The sequence below is a fragment of the Enterobacter cloacae complex sp. SHL021 genome, assembly GCF_049237765.1.
GTDB lineage: Bacteria > Pseudomonadota > Gammaproteobacteria > Enterobacterales > Enterobacteriaceae > Enterobacter > Enterobacter cloacae.
Genome location: NZ_JBMKJG010000022.1, coordinates 26,368 through 47,754, shown reverse-complemented (window position 1 = coordinate 47,754; position 21,387 = coordinate 26,368). Strand labels below are relative to the sequence as shown.

Annotated in this window: 21 protein-coding genes, 1 other RNA gene and 1 pseudogene; 11 read left to right on the top strand and 12 right to left on the bottom strand. The window is 47.8% G+C overall.

Going from position 1 to position 21,387, the window contains the following annotated elements; all coding sequences use genetic code 11:
• Nucleotides 1-631: 631 nt before the first annotated feature.
• Together ACOTZF_RS19870 and ACOTZF_RS19865 are read right to left on the bottom strand one after the other, a co-directional pair.
• A complete protein-coding gene (locus ACOTZF_RS19870) occupies nt 632-988 on the bottom strand; it encodes a hypothetical protein (RefSeq protein WP_013098385.1) in 357 nt (118 codons plus the stop codon).
• A gap of 359 nt (nt 989-1,347) precedes the next feature.
• A complete protein-coding gene (locus ACOTZF_RS19865; protein ID WP_129253265.1) occupies nt 1,348-2,754 on the bottom strand; it encodes an MFS transporter in 1,407 nt (468 codons plus the stop codon).
• A gap of 340 nt (nt 2,755-3,094) precedes the next feature.
• Between ACOTZF_RS19865 and ACOTZF_RS19860 the strand changes: the two genes are divergently transcribed.
• Nucleotides 3,095-4,009 (top strand): LysR family transcriptional regulator, encoded by a 915-nt coding sequence (locus tag ACOTZF_RS19860; RefSeq protein ID WP_048970749.1) that lies wholly within the window; start codon nt 3,095-3,097, stop codon nt 4,007-4,009.
• Here ACOTZF_RS19860 and ACOTZF_RS19855 read toward each other — a convergent pair.
• A complete protein-coding gene (locus tag ACOTZF_RS19855; protein ID WP_013098382.1) occupies nt 3,993-4,586 on the bottom strand; it encodes an L-threonylcarbamoyladenylate synthase in 594 nt (197 codons plus the stop codon). The two genes, ACOTZF_RS19860 and ACOTZF_RS19855, sit on opposite strands and share 17 nt — an antisense overlap.
• Before the next feature lie 38 nt (nt 4,587-4,624).
• A complete protein-coding gene (locus ACOTZF_RS19850; RefSeq protein WP_023620864.1) occupies nt 4,625-5,404 on the bottom strand; it encodes an L-threonylcarbamoyladenylate synthase in 780 nt (259 codons plus the stop codon).
• 235 nt (nt 5,405-5,639) lie between these two features.
• Here ACOTZF_RS19850 and ACOTZF_RS19845 point away from each other — a divergent pair, with 235 nt between their 5' ends.
• The 7 genes from ACOTZF_RS19845 to ACOTZF_RS19815 all read left to right on the top strand — a co-directional run bounded on the left by ACOTZF_RS19845 (nt 5,640) and on the right by ACOTZF_RS19815 (nt 12,285).
• Complete coding sequence (locus ACOTZF_RS19845; RefSeq protein ID WP_129253224.1) at nt 5,640-6,116, top strand: YbhB/YbcL family Raf kinase inhibitor-like protein; 477 nt, start codon at nt 5,640-5,642, stop codon at nt 6,114-6,116.
• A gap of 10 nt (nt 6,117-6,126) precedes the next feature.
• Nucleotides 6,127-7,353, top strand: a complete 1,227-nt coding sequence (locus tag ACOTZF_RS19840) for an HlyD family secretion protein (protein ID WP_129253223.1) — start codon at nt 6,127-6,129, stop codon at nt 7,351-7,353.
• A 12-nt stretch (nt 7,354-7,365) separates the two neighbouring features.
• Entirely contained in the window at nt 7,366-7,971 is a 606-nt protein-coding gene (locus ACOTZF_RS19835; protein WP_038980932.1) for an L-threonylcarbamoyladenylate synthase, read from the top strand.
• Nucleotides 7,968-9,194 carry an MFS transporter gene (locus ACOTZF_RS19830; RefSeq protein WP_129253221.1) on the top strand — a complete coding sequence of 409 codons (1,227 nt, stop codon included), beginning with the start codon at nt 7,968-7,970 and terminating at the stop codon, nt 9,192-9,194. The genes ACOTZF_RS19835 and ACOTZF_RS19830 overlap by 4 nt, the downstream gene beginning before the upstream one ends.
• Before the next feature lie 108 nt (nt 9,195-9,302).
• Nucleotides 9,303-10,658, top strand: coding sequence for a 3-isopropylmalate dehydratase large subunit (locus ACOTZF_RS19825; protein WP_129317797.1), 1,356 nt, complete (start codon nt 9,303-9,305; stop codon nt 10,656-10,658).
• A complete protein-coding gene (locus ACOTZF_RS19820; RefSeq protein WP_013098375.1) occupies nt 10,648-11,187 on the top strand; it encodes a 3-isopropylmalate dehydratase small subunit in 540 nt (179 codons plus the stop codon). The genes ACOTZF_RS19825 and ACOTZF_RS19820 overlap by 11 nt, the downstream gene beginning before the upstream one ends.
• Nucleotides 11,188-11,274: 87 nt before the next feature.
• On the top strand, nt 11,275-12,285 hold the full coding sequence (locus ACOTZF_RS19815) for a TauD/TfdA family dioxygenase (RefSeq protein ID WP_013098374.1): 1,011 nt from the start codon (nt 11,275-11,277) through the stop codon (nt 12,283-12,285).
• Between the two features lie 111 nt (nt 12,286-12,396).
• On the opposite strand, the gene ACOTZF_RS19810 is transcribed toward ACOTZF_RS19815, so the two are convergent.
• The 3 genes from ACOTZF_RS19810 to ACOTZF_RS19800 are packed head-to-tail and all read right to left on the bottom strand — an operon-like array spanning nt 12,397 to nt 13,999.
• Nucleotides 12,397-12,810 (bottom strand): DUF7079 family protein, encoded by a 414-nt coding sequence (locus ACOTZF_RS19810; protein WP_230210012.1) that lies wholly within the window; start codon nt 12,808-12,810, stop codon nt 12,397-12,399.
• Nucleotides 12,807-13,274 (bottom strand): hypothetical protein, encoded by a 468-nt coding sequence (locus ACOTZF_RS19805; protein WP_129253217.1) that lies wholly within the window; start codon nt 13,272-13,274, stop codon nt 12,807-12,809. The genes ACOTZF_RS19810 and ACOTZF_RS19805 overlap by 4 nt, the downstream gene beginning before the upstream one ends.
• 2 nt (nt 13,275-13,276) lie before the next feature.
• Entirely contained in the window at nt 13,277-13,999 is a 723-nt protein-coding gene (locus tag ACOTZF_RS19800; protein WP_129317796.1) for a hypothetical protein, read from the bottom strand.
• A 316-nt stretch (nt 14,000-14,315) separates the two neighbouring features.
• On the opposite strand from ACOTZF_RS19800, the gene ACOTZF_RS19795 reads away from it, so the two are divergent.
• Nucleotides 14,316-15,092, top strand: a complete 777-nt coding sequence (locus ACOTZF_RS19795; protein ID WP_129317799.1) for an isocitrate lyase/PEP mutase family protein — start codon at nt 14,316-14,318, stop codon at nt 15,090-15,092.
• The gene (locus ACOTZF_RS19790; RefSeq protein ID WP_129253214.1) at nt 15,076-16,122 is read left to right on the top strand and encodes a bifunctional transcriptional activator/DNA repair enzyme AdaA; all 1,047 of its coding nucleotides are present in this window, start codon (nt 15,076-15,078) and stop codon (nt 16,120-16,122) included. The genes ACOTZF_RS19795 and ACOTZF_RS19790 overlap by 17 nt, the downstream gene beginning before the upstream one ends.
• A gap of 702 nt (nt 16,123-16,824) precedes the next feature.
• Here the strand turns inward: ACOTZF_RS19790 and ACOTZF_RS19785 are convergent.
• Nucleotides 16,825-17,943 (bottom strand): hypothetical protein, encoded by a 1,119-nt coding sequence (locus tag ACOTZF_RS19785; protein WP_129253212.1) that lies wholly within the window; start codon nt 17,941-17,943, stop codon nt 16,825-16,827.
• A gap of 188 nt (nt 17,944-18,131) precedes the next feature.
• Nucleotides 18,132-18,448, bottom strand: a pseudogene (locus tag ACOTZF_RS19780) (integrase); the annotation flags it as partial.
• A 149-nt stretch (nt 18,449-18,597) separates the two neighbouring features.
• On the opposite strand from ACOTZF_RS19780, the gene ACOTZF_RS19775 reads away from it, so the two are divergent.
• Entirely contained in the window at nt 18,598-19,209 is a 612-nt protein-coding gene (locus ACOTZF_RS19775; protein ID WP_129253210.1) for a hypothetical protein, read from the top strand.
• Between the two features lie 299 nt (nt 19,210-19,508).
• Here ACOTZF_RS19775 and ACOTZF_RS19770 read toward each other — a convergent pair whose 3' ends face one another.
• From ACOTZF_RS19770 to smpB, 3 genes are all read right to left on the bottom strand, one after another.
• A complete protein-coding gene (locus ACOTZF_RS19770; protein ID WP_129253208.1) occupies nt 19,509-20,225 on the bottom strand; it encodes a hypothetical protein in 717 nt (238 codons plus the stop codon).
• Between the two features lie 183 nt (nt 20,226-20,408).
• Nucleotides 20,409-20,772, bottom strand: a transfer-messenger RNA (tmRNA) gene (gene ssrA, locus ACOTZF_RS19765).
• Between the two features lie 89 nt (nt 20,773-20,861).
• A complete protein-coding gene (smpB, locus tag ACOTZF_RS19760) occupies nt 20,862-21,344 on the bottom strand; it encodes an SsrA-binding protein SmpB (RefSeq protein WP_008502505.1) in 483 nt (160 codons plus the stop codon).
• Nucleotides 21,345-21,387 lie beyond the last annotated feature (43 nt).

Sequence of the window (21,387 nt, the reverse complement as noted above, 5' to 3'; positions counted from 1 at the left end):
AAGCGCGCCCCCGGCGGAGTAACTGTTATTTAAAACAGCGCTCACCGTATTTATTTTCAGCGCGAACGATGCCCGCCAGAATGCAGAGTGGCAACATCAGAGCGAATCTATTTATTTGAGAAAAACTATCAACAATGTGATTTTGTCTTTTATATAACCTTGTATTTAATAGAGGAATTAATCCGGGACGGTATGAAAATGATATAGTCAGAAAAGTCTGGATATGCAAATTAAGCTTTAGTAAACATGGCGCAAGGATGTGAAGAGGGCATTACTTTATAGATTTTGTTTATAATTTAAAGTTTGTAAGCCATTGATTATTTGCGATTAATTTATTTTTGATGAGTCGGTTTTTTGTGCGTTTTCGCCGCGGGAAAATAATTGGTAGGTGATAACTTTAATCGTATTCTGACATTGATTGTTTATGGTTGCTTAATTGCGGTTTAAGATAGGGTAATGTTTTTGATGTAAGATATATTATATTTATTCGCATTTTAAAAATATTCTTTTACAGGGTTAAATTTTCTGCTAGCAGGCGACATTTAATAGAATGGTGAGGGGTAAAATACGCCTGACTTTATTTGAAGCAATAAAAAAGGCCGCGCAGGCGGCCTTTTTATCTGTGTGACGGTTACTCAGTGACTTTCTTTTCCAGCTCGCTGGCACCTTCTTTGGTTTTGTTCCAGCCTTTCTCAGCACCCTCTTTGGTGGCGTCCCAACCCTTCTCGGTGCCTTCTTTGGTTTTGTGCCAGACTTTCTGTGAGTCTTCGCTGACCTTGCTGCCAAAGCTTTCGCTTTTACCTTCTGCAGCATGTTTCTGTTTCAGCTTCAGCTCTTCACCTTTGTTCTGCTCTTCGTGCAGTTTTTGCTTCGCTTCGTTGGCGTTAGCGTTCGCCGCGGCGACGGTATCATCAGTTGCATGTGTGGTCGCAGCAAATACTGGAGAAGCCAGCAGAATGGCAGACAATGCGATAATTGTTTTTTTCATAATATCCTCATTTACGTTATCGGTTATGAGCGTGATTCAGCATGTCACAGACAAAGCGAAGCGGCTTTAGGAAAAAACTGTAAAAGGGTGGAGGCCATGACGGCGCTATTTCATGCGAAAGGCTAACCGAACGTGAGATATCCAATCTCAGCCAGTGCTGCCAGCGTCAGTAGAATAAAAAATACTATGGTGAAGGGTCTGTACATCGCTCTCTCCTTGTTTGCGCAAATTTCATCCGTGTTTTCCTGGTATGCTCCCGCCCGATGTTATTAGGGGCAACGTTATTATCTACAGGGCAGCGAAAATAATCATGGATGCCGCTCACAAGTTGTGAGACGGCATTTTATTAGTCACCGTGATTAAATATTTTCCAGGTCGATACCGCGCGTGTTGGGACCAAAAATACCAATGGTGAGCATAACAATCAGCATACTGATCACAATAAAGGCAATGACCGCCGTTGAGCCGCTATATTGTAGTATCAGACCGATAATTATACTGCTGAAGACGGTGGATAAACGGCTAAAGGAGTAACAAAAGCCGACCGCTCGCGCCCGGATACGGGTGGGGAAAATCTCTGACTGATAGGAGTGGTAGCTGTAAGTCAGCCAGGCATTGGACCAGGTAATAAAAAAGCCGCAGGCAATGAGCAGCAGTGGGTTGCTCTGAAACGCAAACAGCGAACCAAAGATGACCGTGGTCAGACAGGACAACACGATTTGCCATTTATTTTCCATTCGATCGGCATAGCGGCTGCAGATAAGCGCGCCGAGAGGATAGGCCAGCGTGATGAAAAAGGCGTATAACAAACTGTGCGTGACGGATGTCCCGCTGCCGGACAGCAGGGCGGGCAGCCAGTTTCCGAAGCCAAAAAAGCCAATCGCCTGAAAGATATTCATCACCACCAGCATCGCAACCCGGCCACGGTAGCGCGGAGACCAGATATCTTTAAACCTGCCCTTGAGTGAAACCTGTTCGTTGTGCTGCCCGGCGCGGAGAGGGAAATCCGCCTGTTCGCCGCTGCCGCAGCGCTTTTCCATCTCCTGCATGACGGTTCTCACCTCGAGAAAGCGCTTTTGCTGCAGCAGCCAGCGCGGAGATTCCGGCAGCCCCTTGCGTACCAGCCAGATAATGATGGACGCCAGCGCGCCAGCGATCACCACGAACCGCCATCCGCTCAAGCCAAACCACATCTGCGGCACCAGCCACCATGACATCAGCGCGACGGCAGGAACCGAGAGAAACTGAATGAAAAAGGCGAAAGCAAAGGCGCGGGTGCGAAGGTGAGCAGGTACCCACTCTGTCAGATAGGTATCAATGGTAACCAGTTCAACGCCGAGGCCGATGCCTACCATAAAACGAAAAAAGATCACCCATTCTGCCTGATGCTGAAACGCCATGACGAGGGAGAACAGCCCGTACCAGAGCAGAGCATACATAAAGGTCGCGCGTCGGCCAATGCGATCAGCATAGGGGCTGAGCAAGCTGGCACCGATAAAAAGCCCCAGAAAGGTCGCGGACGCAAACGCGGCCTGGTCGGCCATACCGAACACGCCCTGCTGGCCGGTGTGGAAGATGCCATCAGCAATGAGACCGGCGCTGATGTAGCCTGTCTGAAACAGATCGTAAAGCTCAAAAAAACCGCCAAGGGACAGCAAGGCGATGAATCGCCAAAGTCCGGCGGAAGCCGGTAAGGCATCGATCCTTGCCGCAAGATCGTCCTCGCGGATGGGGTTTTGTGCCCCCCACTGTGTTCCTGAAACTATGCATTTACTCACGGTTAACCCTCTCGCAACATTCACCCTGAGTCGTTATGCTAGAGGGAAATCAGCGGATTTAAATTTTTAATTCGTATTCAGAAGCAATAAATAAAGCATAAAAAACCAGATATTTTTCTTTTAGTGCGTGGATATTCACCCTCTGAGTTAACCCATTTTTCGAAGAAAATATATTCTTGTTAGGCGGTGAAAAATAGCCGTGCGGCGCTGCGGAGTTATTATCGAACCGGGGCAGAACGACAATATTGGAAAATTTTCACTTGACGATAGCAAGGACTTTTGCCACTAATTATCGGGTGATGTTTGCTGACCTGGTGCAGATTGTAGAATGGAAAAAATCGAGAATTTAATTCCGATGGTGGTTTTCGCGCGTGTCGTCGAAACCCTGAGCTTCACCGAGGCCGCACTCTCTTTGGGAATGTCGAAGTCATCAGTTAGCCGGGATATTTCAACGCTGGAAAAACGTATTGGTGCAATGCTGCTTAAGCGCACCACCCGGAAAATAGAGATTACGGAGCTGGGGCTGAGCTACTATCAGCACTGCTTCAAAATATTGAATGAACTGCGCGCCGCAGAACGCTTTATACGGGATTATTATGAGGAACCAGCGGGGACAATAAAAATACTTGCCCCGGTGACGTTCGGAAAAGAGTATGTTGTGCCAGCATTAAATGCGTACTTAGAACGAAATATTATGGCCAATGTCGATCTCGATTTATCGGATAAAGCGGTGGATATCAAAGAGAGCCAGTACGATCTCTCTATCATTGTGGCGCAGGAAACGCCAACCCATGAGCACACCAAATTTTTATGCTCCATCCAGTGGGGGCTTTATGCCACCCCTGACTGTATCGCCCGGATGCGTCCTGTCCTGACGCCGGGCGATCTCCCGGCCCACAACTATATTCTGTTTCGCGGTGTGGCGCGTACGGTTTCGCTGCCGTTCAGAAAAGAGAAACAGAAGGTCAATATCGACGTTCATAGCCGCTTCAGAAGCAACAACAGCGTGGCGCTGATCAGCATGGCGCTTTCCGGCCTCGGCATTGCTTACTTGCCCAATTACATTGCGCGAGAAAGTCTCGCCACCGGGAAACTGGTCCGGCTTTTACCCGGCTGGCAGATGGATGAGTATAAAGTGTGGCTACTGTCCAAAAATAAAAACACGATGACCTCAGGCATTAAACGCTTTAGCGACGAACTTCAGCAGCTGATCGCCGGGGCCGAGGTCAAAGCAGGCTACTGATATCCAGCTCGCCATGACGCAGGATCGAGACTTTGTCATCCAGCAAAGAGATATGCGTGGTGGCGGTACGGCTGGGGTTTTTGCAGTTGGACGGGACAACCAGATCGACACAGTCTCCCATGTCTTCCCGGGCGAGCGTAAAACTGACAAGATCGCCCTCATCCTGCGGATATCCTGCCGGGATCACCACCAGGGGCCTGCCTAAGCGGCTGATGATGGTTCGCATCTGACTGTTTTTCACGCAGACGACCGGGAGAATATCGCCTGCGCCGGGAAGAAAATCGGCGCGCTGTTTCTTTCGCAGGCTGATTTTAAGGGTGCCGGGCCAGCAGGCCCGGCTGAGCATTTCAATTTTGCTTCTTTGCCACGGGCTGACATCCACCCATTCCCATATATCCGCCAGTTCGCAGAAGCAAAACGTCATCTCTCTGGTACAGGGCGATCTTTTTAACAGCGTCAGTTTTTCCACGGCATCCGGGCTGTAAGGATCGGCTGCCAGGGCAAAGTGGGTATCGGTAGGGATCAGGATGATCCCGCTATTACGCAATACGGTAATGGCCTTGTCTATAAATGACATGATTATCGATATCCCTGTGACGCGGTTAAACCCAAAAATTAATAGTAATCGCCGTGGCGATAGTCCCAGGTATTAAACTGGGCGGACATGAAATTAATAATTTTATTCACGTCGAGACCTTTGCGAATTAATACCGGGCAAGGGGTCACTTTTCTGGCACTACCCTGTTCAGGGACCAGTTTCCCTTCGCTGTCCACCATGGACACCATCACGCCTTGTTCATAGCGACTCTCCTGGGTCTCATCAGGCTGAATAGACTTAACGTACTCGTTGGCACAAATAATTAAGTCTGCACGCGATTCGATGCGTTCCCCAATGAATTCCACCATGCCGCGGTTGCCTTTTCCTGACGGATTCGCCGAGCTGGCAAAAGAGAATTTCTGATGATTTTCCCACAGCTCTTTAGCAATCATTTCGCCGGGTTTGCCAAATTTAATCACGAAGCAGCTGGTTTTTCTGCCGTCCATCATCAGCTCTTTGAGGCCGTTATCGGGTAATCTGGCGATGGCATCTTCTCGCCACGGTAAAATACAGCCCAGTAATACGTCTGCATCCCAGTGGGCCTGATAAAATGCCTCGATTTCCGGGTTCATCTCCGCCAGCGATTTCAGCTGTTCCATACTGCCGCACAATACCACGCCGGGTTTATTACGGTTTCGCTGTTTGGCTTCGAATTTTCTCTCCAGACCCTCTTTATCTGAGGTCATAATGATATAACCCACTTTCGTAGGGCAAACAATCATTCCGCCTTCAGCCGATAATACGTTAATCGCTTCCGGCTGAACCTGACCATTCCACGCGACTTTCTTATTCATCATTCAATTCTCCCTGCACCGCACTGGTGTCATAAATTTAGGGAAAGGATGTCGTGTAATAAGAGGCTTCGCAATCAGCAGAGAAATTTTCACCGCATTGTTTCAGTGTTGGAACAATATCGCGTTATTCCTGGGCAATATGCCGGGTTGGTTAATTCTGTTACCGGTTTTGCTTTCAATCGGTTACCAATAGAACAACCCACCGGTAAATACCGATTTTCAAACAGAGGTTAACGCTATGAAAGTATCTATTGCAGGTTTAAGTGACTACGATTTTCTCTCCAAAGCGAACGAATATCATAATTTTGGGGGGGATGGCGATAATGTCTCTCCCGCCTTGTCCTGGGAAAATGTCCCGCAGGGAACCAAAAGTTTTGCCGTAACCGCGTACGATCCTGATGCGCCAACGGGCAGCGGTTTCTGGCACTGGGTGGCGTATAACATTCCTGCCAGCCTGACCGGGCTTGCGGCAGGCGCGGGAAACCCGGCGAACACACCCGACATCAAACACGCCAGCTCCGATTTTGGTGCGCCTGGCTACGGCGGTTGCTGCCCGCCAGAGGGCGACATTCCGCACCGCTATATCTTCACCCTGCACGCCCTGAGCTGCGATGACCTGGGCGTAACGCAGGATCTGCCAAACGCGGTGATACGTTTCCTCATCAACATGCATACCCTTGAGAAAGCCAGCGTCGTCACGCTGTATAAGCGTTAATGAGGCGTGCGTGATTAACCGAATCAGAGCGGTTTTCGCCCGGTATAGCCTGCTCAAATGGGGCGTGGCGGGTGGCGTGCTGGTGGCCATTGTTCTGCTGTTTTTTGCGGGAATGGGGGTCTCCAGCAAGGAGGCCTTTATCAATGGCCGAATATCCACGGTGCTCTCCCCGCTGCCGGGACAGCTGGTGCTGGCGAAGAACATCGCGCCGGGACAGGCGGTCCGGGCCCGGCAATCGCTGGGAAATGTGGTCACCACGCAGGCGAACGACCAGATCCCCGGCCTGGTGGCCCAGCGCAGCGCGCTGGAGATCCAGCTTGCTGAACTCGACAAGCAAATTTCGGGGATCGATCAACGACTGCAGGTTTATCAGCAGCAGCGGCAGCAGTACCTCGTCGAGAGCAGGATGCAGCAGCAGTTAGGTGAGAAACAATCGGCTGCCACGTTTGTGCAACTGAAGGAGGAGCTGAGCGCGATTACGGCGCAAACCGCCTTCTCCCGACAGCAGCTTCAGCGCTATGAAAATCTCTACCAGCAGCGTTTCATCAGCCGCATGGAGTATGAAGAGCGTAAGAACAACACGCGGGTGTTGCAGGCCAGCCAGGAGGCGAAAGCAGCCGAGCTCCGTCAGCGTTTACTGGACGTGAATGCCGCCAAATCCGGCCTTCAGCTGACAGGGCCAAGAACGCTGGATGCGCCACAGCAGAATCAGCGCGATATGTCGCTCACAATCGAGAATATGCAGCAGGAGAAGCTACAGCTGATTGCCCGCAAGCAGGCGACGACGCAAAGCATTCAGGAAGTCGCTGCGCTCCTTCACTCCCGTCAGCAGGCGGCGCTCAACAGCAGCACGGACGGCGTGATCTGGGACGTGACGGAGGAGAGTGGTGCGAGCGTTCAGAACGGCACCCCGATTGTGCGCATTCTGGATTGCCGCACTCGCTGGGTTGAGGCGTTTTTTGATGAGGCTGACGCCGGCAGTCTGCGCCCGGGGATGGCGGTAACGGTGCGTCTGACCACCGCATCCGCCACGCGCTGGAAAGGAACGATAAGAACCCTCCGTGCAGGGAGTGGACGCGTGGCGGTCGGGGAGAGGGACGTACAGCCCCCGCCTGAAATCGCGCGCCGGCAGTTGCCCGTGAAAGTGCTGACTGCACATATCGATATCGACTGGAAAGACGTGCCGGATCCCGCCAGTTTCTGCCTCGCGGGCCGTAGCGTAACCGTCAACATTTAAACAGGAAAAGAGATGCAGCATATACACAATACGGTCGCCGCCCTGAAGCGCGGCGAGGTGGTTCTGGTCCCCACGGACACGAATTACGCCCTGGCGGCAGACCCGTGGAACATTGACGCCTGCCAGAAAATTTACGATCTCAAAAAACGCGAACGACAGAAACCGCTGACGCTTTTCGTCGCGGAACCGGCGCAGGCATGGGATTACATCGCCGTCGATAAGGTCCAGCACCGCGCTGCGCTCGACAAACTGATTGGTGCCATGCCCGGCGCGCTGAATGTGGTGGTTCCGGCATCGGACAATGTGCCGCAGAACCCGTATCTGAAGCCGGAATCCATCTCTCTGGTGTGCAATCATCAGAGCGTGTTGCGAGAGGTGATTGCGCTGTTTGGCCGCCCGCTGGGGATGAGTTCTGCCAATCTTTCCGGCGTGGAGTCTGACTGCCTGATCGACATTGATGCCGCCCGCCAGACGTTTGGCGACCGTGTGGGCTATATTCTGCCCGCAGCCCAGCGTCCGGTGACAACGGTCTCCAGCACCATCGTCTCGTTACTGGAGAAGGAGATTAAAATCCTTCGTGCGGGAGATATGGATATTATGGCGATGCTGGCGTCATGACGACGCGCCGGTTACATCCCGGGTCTGGCAACCATGGCCTGTTCCTGGCCTACCGTATTATTTCCCGTTGCTATTTCCATCTTCCCGTCTTGCTGCTCTATTTCTGGACAATAGACATGGGGATGTACCGGATTATTTTCCTGCTGGCGCTGTATGGATTGACCAGCACCTTCAGCAGCGGCATACCCGGCTGGCTGCTGCGCTTCTTGTCATCCAGACAGACGGTGATTACAGGCGAACTGATGAAGGCGCTGGGAATGGCGCTGATGCTCTGGAGCACCCGGCAAAGTGAGGTTAACCTCTCTCTGCTGGTGGTGTCGCAGCTGCTTGGCGGCGCGGGATTTACCATTGCGCTGACCACGGATGCGGCCCTGCTGCGCCAGCTCACCGCAGGCGATCAGCACCGGTTTATGCAGATCCAGACCACGTCGCAAAGCGGGATGTTTATTGCCACCCTGATCGCCGGATCGCTGGGGAGTATTCTGTTTGACTACAACCCCCAGTGGCCGTTTATCGCCGCCATTGTGGTGAGCGTTATCTCCTCCGGATGCGTGGCGTTGATTCGCGTGCAGGAGGCAGAGCCCGAACCTGCCCGGCCTGTTGAGCGGGTCTCTTTTTCGCCCAGAGGGGACCAGCTCTTCTGGATGCTGTTCTATTCCATTTCACGCGCTTTTACGCTGGCGCCGTTCATCGGCTTTATCCCGTTCTACTTTATTATGGTGAATGTCGACCCGCTGCTTTTCGGTGCCGTGCTGAGCTGCTTTACACTCTCGTCCTGGGGGGCGATCAAAATAGCCGGACCGTTTATCGCACGGTTTGGGGTAACGGCGTTACTGGCGACGACAAGCCTTTTTATGACGGCGGCGCTGGGGCTTTTTGCCAGCAATGAATGGCTTGCAGCGAGAGGCATGGACTATTTTGTCTCCGGGCTGCTGGCGCTGGTGCTGCTGGGGTTTGGCTCCGGGACGATCCGGCCCGTCACGCTTGCTAACCTCGATCTCTCTGCCAATACCCCGGATGAACGTATGCGCGTGTTCGGGCGCATGGAGCGTGATTTCGGGCTGGCCAATGCTTTTTTACTGGCCGTCGGGGCGTGGCTGCTGGTGAGCCGGGACTTTTCCACGCTGATGCTGATCTTCTGCCTGATCTATATTCTGGTGGTATGCATATCTGCACTGCTTTACTTAAAGAATTTGCGCAGCGGGGAGCACAGTTCCACCTGAGGAACAATTCATACGCAAAATGAAACTAATCTGACGAATAACGGATTCCCGTTGAAAGCCCCTCCTCTGTACGGTGTAATTTCCCCATCAGATAAAGAGGAGAGAAAAATGAATATTCACGAAACTGATGATTATGCGTCGGTAAATATAAAGCCGGGGATGACGTTAACCGAAAAAATAATCGCCAGAGCCAGCAATAGATCGCATGTTTCACCGGGTGAAGTGCTTTTCGTGAATGTTGATGTATTAATGTCCCACGATCCCTGCACGCCTGGCGTCGCCAGCGTATTTAAAAAAGAATTTGGTGAAGAGGCAAAAGTCTGGAACCCGGATCGCTTTATTATGATCCCTGACCACTTTGTTTATTCCGCCGACCCGCAGGCGAATCAAAATATTCGGGTAATGCGGGAATTCGCAAAAGCGCAAAATATTACCCATTTTTATGATGTGGGCACCCCGGACTATAAAGGCGTGTGTCATATCGGCCTGGCGGAAGGGGGACACACCCGGCCGGGAGAGGTGTTGTTGGGGACCGATTCACACACTGTGACCGCCGGGGCCTTTGGTACCTTCGCCATTGGCGTGGGGATCACCGACGGGGCGTATGCCCTGGGTACGGGGGAGATCCCGTTGATGGTTCCCGCCACCATAAAAGTGAATTACTACGGTAAAAAATCGAAAAGCGTTCAGGCGAAAGATTTAATTCTGGTGTTAATGAAAGAGCTGGGCGTGGAAGGGGCGACCTATAATGCCATCGAATTTACCGGCAACGTCATCGATGAATTATCGGTCGAAGAGCGAATGACGATGTGCAATATGGTTGTGGAGTGCGGGGCTAAAAACGGCATTATGGTGCCAAACCAGGCCACGCTGGATTACCTGGCGACCAGAACCACCGTCCCGTATTCCGTGGTGACGCCTGATGAAAATGCGCATTACGTCCGCACGATTGATATTGACGTCTCGGCATTAACCAGCGTGATTGCGCGGCCACACTCCCCGGATAATGTGGTGGCAGTGGCACAGCTGGAAAATATTGCCATTTCGCAAGCCTATATTGGCTCCTGCACGGGCGGTAAAACGGATGATTTTATCGCTGCTGCGGAAATACTGTGGCAGCGCAAGGTGGCCATCCCAACCTACGCCGTTCCCGCGACCAAAGAGGTTTTTCATAATCTGATCACCACCCAGGTGAAGGGCCGATCCGTGTATGAAATCCTGACCCGGGCTGGCGTTAAATTATCTTCTGAACCCGGCTGCGCAGCTTGCTGCGGCGGGCCAGCGGACACCTTTGGGAGAGTCAGGGATCCGATAAGCGTGATTTCCACCACCAACCGTAACTTTGTGGGGCGGATGGGAAATAAAGGCGCGATGATTTATCTGGCCTCACCTTATGCAGTGGCTGCTGCGGCAGTGGCCGGTTTTATTACTAATCCAGAACGGTACTTAACTAATGACTATTAATAACGTAATGCGCGGTACAGTTTATGTGTTAGGCGACAATATCGATACCGACCAGATATTAACGGCTGAATATTTGAAAATTAACCCGGCCTCTGCCGAGGGGCGTGAAGAGCTGGCAACGCTCGCCATGTGCGGACTGCCGGAAGGGGCGCTGCCGTTTATCAATCCGCAGACGCAGCGAGCAGGGTATGACTTTATTGTGGCCGGGAAAAATTTCGGCTGTGGCTCATCGCGCGAGCATGCGGTGGTGGCTCTGGGGGCATCCGGCGTGAAGGCCGTCGTCGCCCAGTCGTTCGCCCGCATATTTTTCCGTAACTGTGTATCCACGGGGCAAATCATGCCCGTCACGCTGAATGAAGGCTGTGATATCCGTGCGCTGAAAACGGGGGATACCATTGAAATCGATTTAGACGCTCATCAGATTGGTACTGCTGATGGGATTCTGAAAACCGCTCCGGTAGGGGAACTTGCGAACATTGTCGCCGCCGGTGGCTTGTTCGCTTACGCAAGGCAAACAGGAAAGATTTAATCCAATACAACCATAAGACTCAAAACAAGACGCCTTACTTTCTCAGGGTGCAGCGTCTGTTTTGAGCGTACATAAGGCAATCAAACTATGATCACCCAGCTAGAGTTTAACGATCTTCAAAAAGATGAGCTATCAAAACTTATCAGCCGTGTCACCATCAGCCCGTATACAGACTACAAACTCTTCAAGCAGTCCATCACCGAACTCATTGAAAATGGTCTGGTGCCCACTTTTTTTGTTCAGGCCTGCGAGCGCGTCAGGCAAGAGCGCAAGGATCAAGGCATTAACGCGCATTTATTAAAAAACGTACCACTCGACACCATCATTCCAGAATTTGATCAGTCCAATCCCGTTAACGATAAGTACGCCAAAAAGCTCACCTTTGTAGGAGAGGCCCTGCTGGAGCTGTTCGCTCAGCTCACCGACTCCCCGTTACTGGCCTACCGTACGCGCAACAACGGTGATTTTTTCCATGATGTTTATGCCGACAAAAAATACAGCAACACACAAACGCAAAAAACGGACGGCGAACTTTATTACCACAACGATCGCACCGCTCACCCGGTACGCGCTGATTTTCTCAGTTTATTAGGCATGCGTTGCAGCGAAGAAAACCTGATTTTTACCGGCTACCTGGACGGTAAAGCGATTCTGGATAATTTAAAGGCTGAATCCCAGGAGTGGTTACGAAAGCCACTTTTTATTACCCCTTTTGATGAATACTCTCGCGACTCGAACGCCAGCCAGATTGATTCTGAACTGCATCCGATCCTGGAGAATATTCATACTTTCCGTTACTACGACACACGCACAACGTATTCTCCGGATGCGCCAGCAGAGGCGATCAAAGCATTAATTGACCTTAAGGTGGCCATCACCAAAGCGGCAAAAGGCCGCGTTGCTATTAACAAAGGCGACCTGTTCTCCTTCGCCAATCAGGACTCTTTACACAACCGGGAAATCATCCAGGTGAGAGATCCCTACTCTGCGGAAAAACGCTGGCTGCTGAAAACCTACAGCTTCCGTAATCCCGAGGTGATGAATATGTATCACAACTACTTCGATGCCGATCTGCCGGGGTTTGTGGTCGCCGAGTAAGGGTGACCTTGCTGGTATAAAAAAGCCCGCATGCCTGAGGTGTGCGGGCTTTTGTTTTTGCGGGAAGGCCTGTGCTATTAACGTTCTTTGGTTATCATCTCGCTTTATAACTTATGACAAGCCGTTATCAAGCTCAGCGGATAGCCTGTTAAGTTCCTTGCTGATGTGTTTGCGCCGTTGTTTTAACAGTACCCGGGCCGGAATGATGCGCTCGATAATTGTCGGCTTTCTGTTCAAATACGCTGTCACAAGCCGTTTGATGTCTTCCTCTGACCAACCGTCCATTACCGGCGTTGGGTTGTAATGCAGATTAGCCTGTAGAGCAGGGGCGACTTCCTCATCCACAATTCTGAAGATCTCTTCCCGGTTAAATCCGGATTTTTTCAGCACCTCTGCCATCCATTGATAGTCATACTCCTGGAGTTCGCGCCCGGTAAAAAGTTCTGATAAGGCGTGCCAGACGGGGACGCGGGCGAGCAGTTCTGCGTCAGTTAAGGTGAGTATTCTGTTAAATAATGGCTTCAACTTATGTTTTCCGGCGTGGGAGTGGCAGAAATCGCTATGTATTTTTTCAGGCCTGGCTCCCGTTTAATACCTTTCGGGTCGGAAATAAAAGGGAGGCGCAAGCGAGGTGAATCTGATACCTCCACTGTCCAGATATAATCCCCAATAAACCTGAAATTCACGCTATCGTCAGTGATCTGGAGGTCAGCAAAACTTCCTGTCGAGTATTCATTACCTAAACGAACAATTTCTTTAAGCCCGTCATGCACGTCGATAAGGGCAATGGTCAACGATTCCTCGAAAATGACATCGTCTGTCAGAAACAGGATATAACGCAGGTCATTAACCTGAACCGCAGCTTCCAGTATGTGCCCAGGAACGAGAATACCCGTGCTTTCGCCATTGAGCATGACGTCAGATTGAGCCTGGGATATATCGGTAGCTTCGCGAACCTTAATCAGAGATATTGAATTAACCTGTTGCATAATCAATTCCACAAACGTCCCATTTCCCATGCGGCAAGAGCGCCACCGACGAAACCACCAATCAGTACGCAAACAGGTGCGCCTGGCCCACACATTAATCCCGCCATAGCGCCGCCTGCGGCAGCACCGGCAATACCCGCACCATTAATGGCTATTTGCCTCCCTGACTCAGATATTTTGTTGTCGGCGGTATAAATTTCGTAAACAGAAATTGCAATCGAGAGAACAATAAGACCTCTTCCCACGCGGGAGAGTTGCATCATTTTCATGTTAACTTGAGGGTTAGATTTACCAGCTGATTCCACGATACCTGCATAAATCTGATTTTTTTGTACTTCAGCAAGACTATTAAAATTTACCTGTGGCCCAAATAATGATTTCGCTTTTTTAGCAACCAACTCATTCAGCGTCTTACCTTCGCTTTTTATCCGTTCGGCCATTGCTCGCCCGAGTGGAGTGCTGCGAGAACGCACCATTTCCATGATCAAATTTCGCGTCTCCTGTGCTTCCTGTGCAGCTTTTCCCCATGAGATCACACCGGCATTGGCCTTTGCACATAAGTCTGTGGACAATTCTTTGATTCGTTTTGAGTATTCAAGGCGTAAGCGTGGATCAACTGATAACCTCGCGGCAGCAGCGGAGACATCACCTTGCAAGGCATTTATAGCGCTTTCGAATTTTTCGCGTTCACTGGTATCTAATGCGCTAAGCAACGTCGTATCCATTTTCTCATGGTTCCTGTCATTGGCTTTGAGATAGATCGAACAAATTTCTAGCACATTATCTGCAAAAGGTCTTTTTAATATTTATTAGTTAAGTTTTTAATTTTAATAGTTTTATGAGGGTTTTCAATATAGTATGAGTGAGATGTTGAAGCTTTTCGATATGAATAGTTTGCACCTCAACCCGACCTTGAAAGGTTTCGGTCTGATTCACTCCGGGTTCAGACGACGTTTGCTAAAAAATGGTCGTCTGAATTTCGGTTGTGACGTTCTTGCTGACTGCTTAGATTCATTTTCAATCTATCGAGAGGATATGGATATGAACTTTGCAGAACTCCACAACCAGCATGAGCCACTTCTTATCGCTAATGTCTGGGATGCCGCCAGTGCTGTAGCAGCGCAAGAAGCAGGTTATCAGGCATTGGGAACGTCCAGCGCAGCAATCGCGTCCACACTGGGATATGAAGACGGGCAGGGAATGCCATTTGATGCGTTATTTTATATGGTCACCCGTATCCAGGCTGTCAGCAAGCTGCCATTGAGCGTTGACATGGAAGCAGGGTATGGTGATTCAGCCGAAGAGATAACAGCCAATCTCAGGCGCCTTGCTCAGACAGGTGTCGCAGGCGTTAACCTTGAAGACAGCAGAGCCATAAACGGGGTGCGTCAGCTTGACGATGCCCCTGATTTTACCTGTACCCTAAGAACAGTATGCGATGCGCTAAGAAGCGAAAATCATGGCCTGTTTCTGAACATCCGGACTGACATTTACCTGCTCGGGCATGTAGATGCGTTGCAGGAGACGATATTACGGGGTCAAAGTTATAAAGCTGCAGGTGCTGACGGCCTTTTTGTTCCCTGTCTGACGTCAGAGAAAGACATCAGCCTCATTGCAGAGGCGACGGCTCTACCTCTTAATGTCATGTGTATGCCCGACCTTCCGTCGTTCGACAGGCTGAAGCTGGCCGGAGTAAGCCGCATTTCCATGGGCAATTTTGTGCATTCAGCCATGCAGTCAACGCTGACTGATGTCATGCATGCGATCCGATCTCGTCAGACGTTTGAAGGACTTTTTGGTGATGAAAATAACCGATAAGAATTTATGTGATATCTGGTATCAGGCATTACTTGAACGTGCTTCAGAATATACTGGCGTGTTTTTTGTCGGCGTTAAAACCACTGGCGTGTTCTGCATTTCGGTATGTCGGGCGCGAAAGCCCAAACGTGAAAATGTCGAATTTTATAAAGATGCCAAATCTGCCCTTGCAGCCGGCTTTCGGCCCTGTAAGGTCTGCAGACCCGCTGAGAATGCGCACAGCGCGCCATTATTTGTTGAACAGGCGCTTGCGCTTGTCAGGCGCGATATTAAATCCCGTGTTGCAGACGCGGAGCTTCGCCAGCATGGAATCAGTCCGGAGCGGGTAAGGCGCTGGTTTCTGCAACATCACGGCATCACTTTTCAGGCTTTCCAGCGAATGCAGCGGGTGAACGTTGCCATGCAGGAGCTCAAAAGCGGACGAACGGCGACTGACGTTGCGCTGGACAACGGCTATGAATCCCTGAGTGGGTTTGGTTATACCTACAAGCGACTTACTGGTGCAGCGCCGACTCAGGCAACCCAGGTGATTGTCATTCACCGTTTTACCACGACGCTTGGGCCGATGTTTGTCTGTGCGACAGAGCGGGGAGTTTGTCTACTGGAGTTTACCGATCGCCGGATGTTAGAAACAGAATTTCGCGATATTCAGCGTTTATTTAACGCCAGAATCGTCACCGGAGAAAACAGCCATACCCGGCAGACAGTAAAAGAGATCAGCGAGTATTTTGCGGGAACGCGTCGACAGTTTGATCTCTCTGTAGATGCCCCGGGGAGTGATTTTCAACAATCCGTCTGGAACGAGCTGCGGGCAGTTCCCTATGGACAGACCTCACACTATCAGGCCATCTCACTACGGATGAATAAGCCAAATGCTGTGCGCGCTGTCGCTGCTGCTAATGGTGCAAACCGAATTGCGATTGTGATCCCTTGCCACAGGATAATTGGTAAAGATGGAGCGATGACGGGTTATGGAGGGGGTATTTCACGCAAAGAATGGCTCATTGAGCATGAGAGGAATAACAGTTAATGGCGTGATGCACCAGTGTAGGCGGGAAATTTTTTGGACTTTGTGGGACAAATTGAAGGCACATAAAAGCCCGCAGGGCTTGCGCCATGCGGGCTCTCAGGACTTCATCGGACGACTCTGGTAATCACCGATGGAGAATTTTGATGCTGGCGTCCTTGTTATTTTGCTTGTAGCAAAAAACTCAAATAATGATTTTGATAATATCAAAGTCTCTTAAACAAAATTTCTGATAAATCAGGTAAGTAAAAGGTTGTTGAAAATAAAGAAGGATCAAAACTATGAAGGATAATATAGCAAAGACAGGGAAATAATTTCAAAATAGAGTTGAATACTCTTAAAGATGATTGCAGTTTTATCTGTAGTTATATGTAAAGTGATTTTAATAATGTTAGCGTTTTAATTGGCTAATTTAAAATTGTAAGCAGATTTAGACAGGATATAATAACCATTATATATGGTTGAGTATGGGGATATATTCAAATACAAGCTGAAGCACGACTCAAAAGGAAAAGAACCCAAGGGACAATTAACATAAATCGAAGATTACAGGATTTTAAAATAAAAAGTCTTTTAGCTACGATAAAAACGATTAATATATTATGAATTATAGGTGGTTAATGATAGATATGTGGTTTTAGTCTAATATTAGACTGACTTCATTTTGGACGATGAATAAATCGTCCAAAGGCTTTGACTATAGTATCAGGTTCTTTCTTCATATTCAGGTATAGAAACGAGACCTTGTTTTGTGCGAATAAATCTGTGCCGCATTGGTTTAAATGGTGATTGCTTTGCTACTTCTAATGACAAATTTGTGAGCAAACCAAAAACTTTATGTGCATACTCTAAGCAATCATATTTACCACGATCTTGAAGAGAAATTCGCGATATTTCTTTAAAGTTATCTATATACTTATCAAAATCATTTTTCTTACACCGTTCACTATAAAGCTTTTCGGGGTTAGCAGGTAATGGGAAACGAACTGCAGGAAGTTCTTTACCTTCAGGCATAGCGATAGGCTCATGAATTGCATATAAATTATGGCCCGCAATATTTATTGGTGCAGAATGCATTACTAGATCTCTATAATTTCCCAACTCAAATAACCATCCACCAATGCTCATTTCCTTTTTCAGATAAGTCTCTATTTCTGAATGATATTTTTTTGAGTTTAAAAATCTTAGCAGGCCTCCTGCTGTTGTAATTTCTTTTCCTTGTTGCTTATTGTTTCCTTTATTGGAGAAGTTGTATACATACTCGCAAAGATTATCTCGAAGGATTCCAGCATCAAATAAATATGAATGGAATTCTTGATAAACTAAATCGGTATATCCGTCCTGAAAACGTTGCCCTTTTTTGAAACTTTCTTTTAAAACTAATGCATTTAATTGTTGTTGATAAGAAATAGCTAAGTTTTTTAACCGATTGTTAATTGTGCTCAGTTGAAATCGGATTCTATTTGAAAGATCATAGCTAATTCCATTTTTGTCATGAAATGATGACAGCGCTATTCCTCCCCATTTCTGTATAGCATCCCAATTTGACCAAATATCCTTTTGGTTAACATAGCCTCGAAACTCTCTTGGGGACATGCCAATATATTCACTTTCATTAGAGGTAAACTCAACGCCAATAATATTTAAGTTTATTTTATTAACAGCATAAAAGAGTTTACCGTACTTATCTATTTTTATTTGTGTTGTTTTACCATCTTTAGTTTTTGGCCAAATTAAAACTTTATCACTTAGTGGTTCAATTGTAGCAATAGGACCGCCGGATAAAAATACGGTTCTTCCGCAGATTGGCCAATTATCTTTCATGCTTACCTCTGTGTTTTGTTCAATGTCTTGTATCGCTGATAGAATGAGACTCTAAAAAATATTGTGCAGCAACATAAATATATAGTCAACTTATCACTGCCATATCGTTATAATGTAAAAAAGTAATGATTCATACCTTAAGCAGCAATAGCCAGGAGTTTCTTGGCCTGAACGTAATCTCCCCACCACTACATCAGCTCTTCTCTTTCTGCAAGATACTCGGAGCGATTGTAGACAGCTATGATCTCATTATTATTTGTGTGAGCTAAGGCTGCTTCAAGCACTTGGGTTCTGAACTTACCAGACTCTGCAGCAGCCGTTCTCGCTATAGAATGCATTCCGTGGGCAACCAGTTCGCCATCGAAGCCCATGCGGATAATCGCAGCGTTATCTGTTTGCTCCTGCATGTGGTTGAGGGGAGCTTTGATACCTGGAATACCCACTCTCTATGACTACTGATTGGTTTGATTAACTCGAGGATAGGCATAGCCTCTTTGCTTAGCTGGATTTCCCATTTTTTACATAACTGCTTGGTTTTATGATGGAAGTCACAAGACTAGAGCAATGAAGTGATAAATTTGATGCGAAGTACTCCCTCTTTGATTAAAAATGCATTAATATATACTTAGCATATTTTTTAATTAGGGAGGGGGGATGGATTTAGCCTATAAAATTCTGGCTTCGTTGGGTGGTATATCTTTTATTGTATCTGGTATTTTAGCTTGGCTAGGAAAGGTTTATATAGAAAAATATAAATCACGGTTAAACAAAGAATACGCTGAATTGCAATCTCAGCTAAGTGCGACTAATGAAAAGATAAGAGCTAAACTGGATAATTCTGTCTATGTTACTAAAGCTTATTTCGATAAAGAATTATCAGCGTATAATCTTATTTGGAATTCGATGTTCGAAACAAGAGAGAGTGTTCTTCATTTAAGACCTCATTTGGACCATGTTGATCCTGCGGAAACATTTGACGAGCGCAAGCTAAGGAGATTGAGAAAGTTTAAAGATGCGTTTAATTTATTCGTTACGAGTGTTGAGTCGAATAAACCATTTATATCTCCGGAAGTTTACATCATCTTGGATGACTACAGAAAAAGTTGCCTCACGGAGGCTATTATGTTCGAGCACGGAGATCCGGAAGCGCCGAATTTTGAATATTGGAAAGAAGCGGAATTAAGCCGAATTGCTATTAGCAAACTCTTTGATGATACCTGTGAGGCTATACGTGCCAGAATGCATACTCTGACTGTCGTTGCCTAATTTTATGCAGGTACGCTGGTTTTCCAGAGTTATTTTCCATATCATCAATGTGACTCCAACTCGAAAATGCTACGGGGTGATATACTTGATTACTTATTAATTGTGGTGCATATCTATGTTGCATGAATTTACATGATCATTTTAGGAACATTTTACTGAGGCTCGCCGTTGGCGGGTTTGATATTGCAAATATAGTACCTGAAAATTATCATCATATTGCAGGCTGTTGGCGATAAGGCCTATATTCAAAAATAGTTAAGAAAGCCAAGGAAGAATCATAATTGCCTATTCCTAATACATTATTGGACTGTAAATATTTGGGAGATAGAAACGTTCTTTAAATCATTGCTCTCATTTTCAAGTCGCATCCTTTCTTCTTTAAAATTTGTGTAAAGCTTCTCAAAAGATTCAGAGCTAATGGATATTGAGTTTGGATTTATTTCCTTAATTAAGGCTGCATACATCGTGGTGGATAACATACACAACTCAAAAGCATCACTTACAAGCTTATCTTTCCGTTTCCCATGTTCTGAATCAAGCTTAATATCCCAACGAGCTAAAGAGCCGAAAGTGGATTTTGCTTTATATGATGCATCTAGAGCGCCACTCAGGTTATCGGAGGCATCATTAAGTTGTTTGGTTAAATGAGGATCTTGATAATTCTTGCTGTTTTTATAAGCAATTGCAATCTCTATATTAAAGTATAGACTTGAAAGTTTTTCAAGACATTCATCAAGAGACATTAGTGCAGTATCAATTTTGCTTATGGCTCTATCTGATATTTTATCCTTGAATATTCCAGCTATGTTTTTAAACGCAAAAATTGCGCATAATGATAAAATAATGTTAGTTGTCGCTATTAAAATGTCGCTAACAGTACCAGTATAGTTCGGTGCGCTCTTCACAGAATGAAGATAGAGATAAATAAATTCCATGGCAGCGGATGTTAACAGTAAAAAAACAATTATTATTAGCAATTTATTCACTGGAAGTATTTTTTTAAAATTGATTTCCATATTTAGTCTCAGAATGGTAAAAAATCTGGTTTCCATAGGCAGGTTAAATGAGGGGGCATCTTGAAGCACTACCATGTCTTTGGTGTAGTGGGTCCCTTCTAAGAGCCGTAATTTAAGCTGTCGCCATTTTGCCGCCACTACTAAAAAAAAGGGCTACGCTTTCACGTAACCCCTTGTTTTATTTGGTGGAGCTGGCGGGAGTTGAACCCGCGTCCGAAATTTCTACATCCTCGGTACTACATGCTTAGTTTGTCTTTACATTCGCACGCCAGCTGCGGACAGACACGCCACTAACGAACTAGCCTGATTAGTTTTAACGCTTCAACCCCAGGCAGGGCTTCCACGCGATCTCTTTTGGGTTTGACCTCTCTTTGATCCCCGTCTTAAGAGCGGAAGCTAGGGAGAGAGGGCTCAGAGCAGGTTATTAAGCTGCTAAAGCGTAGTTTTCGTCGTTTGCGACTATTTTTTTGCGGCTTTTAACGAGGCAAACCGCCCCTCGGCATGCACCTTGGGTTTCGCAAATCCCGTCGAATCCAGAATCAGCCCCAATAGTGTTGAACTCAGTATACCAGATTTCACTTCCTGGATACCAGCCCGGAACGCTAACTTATTGAATAGTACAATAAGTGTGCAGAATCAACGTCCTGCGTTTTTCATAATGCGCGCTTTGTCGAGCTGCCATTCGCGCTCTTTCAGGTCAGTACGTTTGTCGTGCTGTTTTTTACCTTTGGCAACGCCAACTTTTACTTTGCACCAGGCGTTTTTCCAGTACAGCGACAGCGCGACCACGGTAAAGCCTTCACGGTTAATGCGCCCGTAGAGGGATTCCAGCTCACGCTTGTTCAGCAGCAGCTTACGGGTACGCGTTGGGTCACACACGTAGTGCGAAGAGGCGACGGTCAGCGGCGTAAAGTTGGCACCGAACAGGAAGGCTTCGCCATCTTTCAGGATGACGTAGCTATCGCCGATGTTGGCTTTCCCGGCGCGCAGCGATTTTACTTCCCAGCCCTGCAGGGCAAGGCCAGCTTCAAATTCTTCTTCAATGAAATACTCATGGCGAGCACGCTTGTTGAGCGCAATGGTCGCCGAGCCTGGTTTATGTGCTTTTTTCTTCGTCATAAGTGTCGTAAAGCCGTCGGTAATCTGATTTCAAAAAGTCACC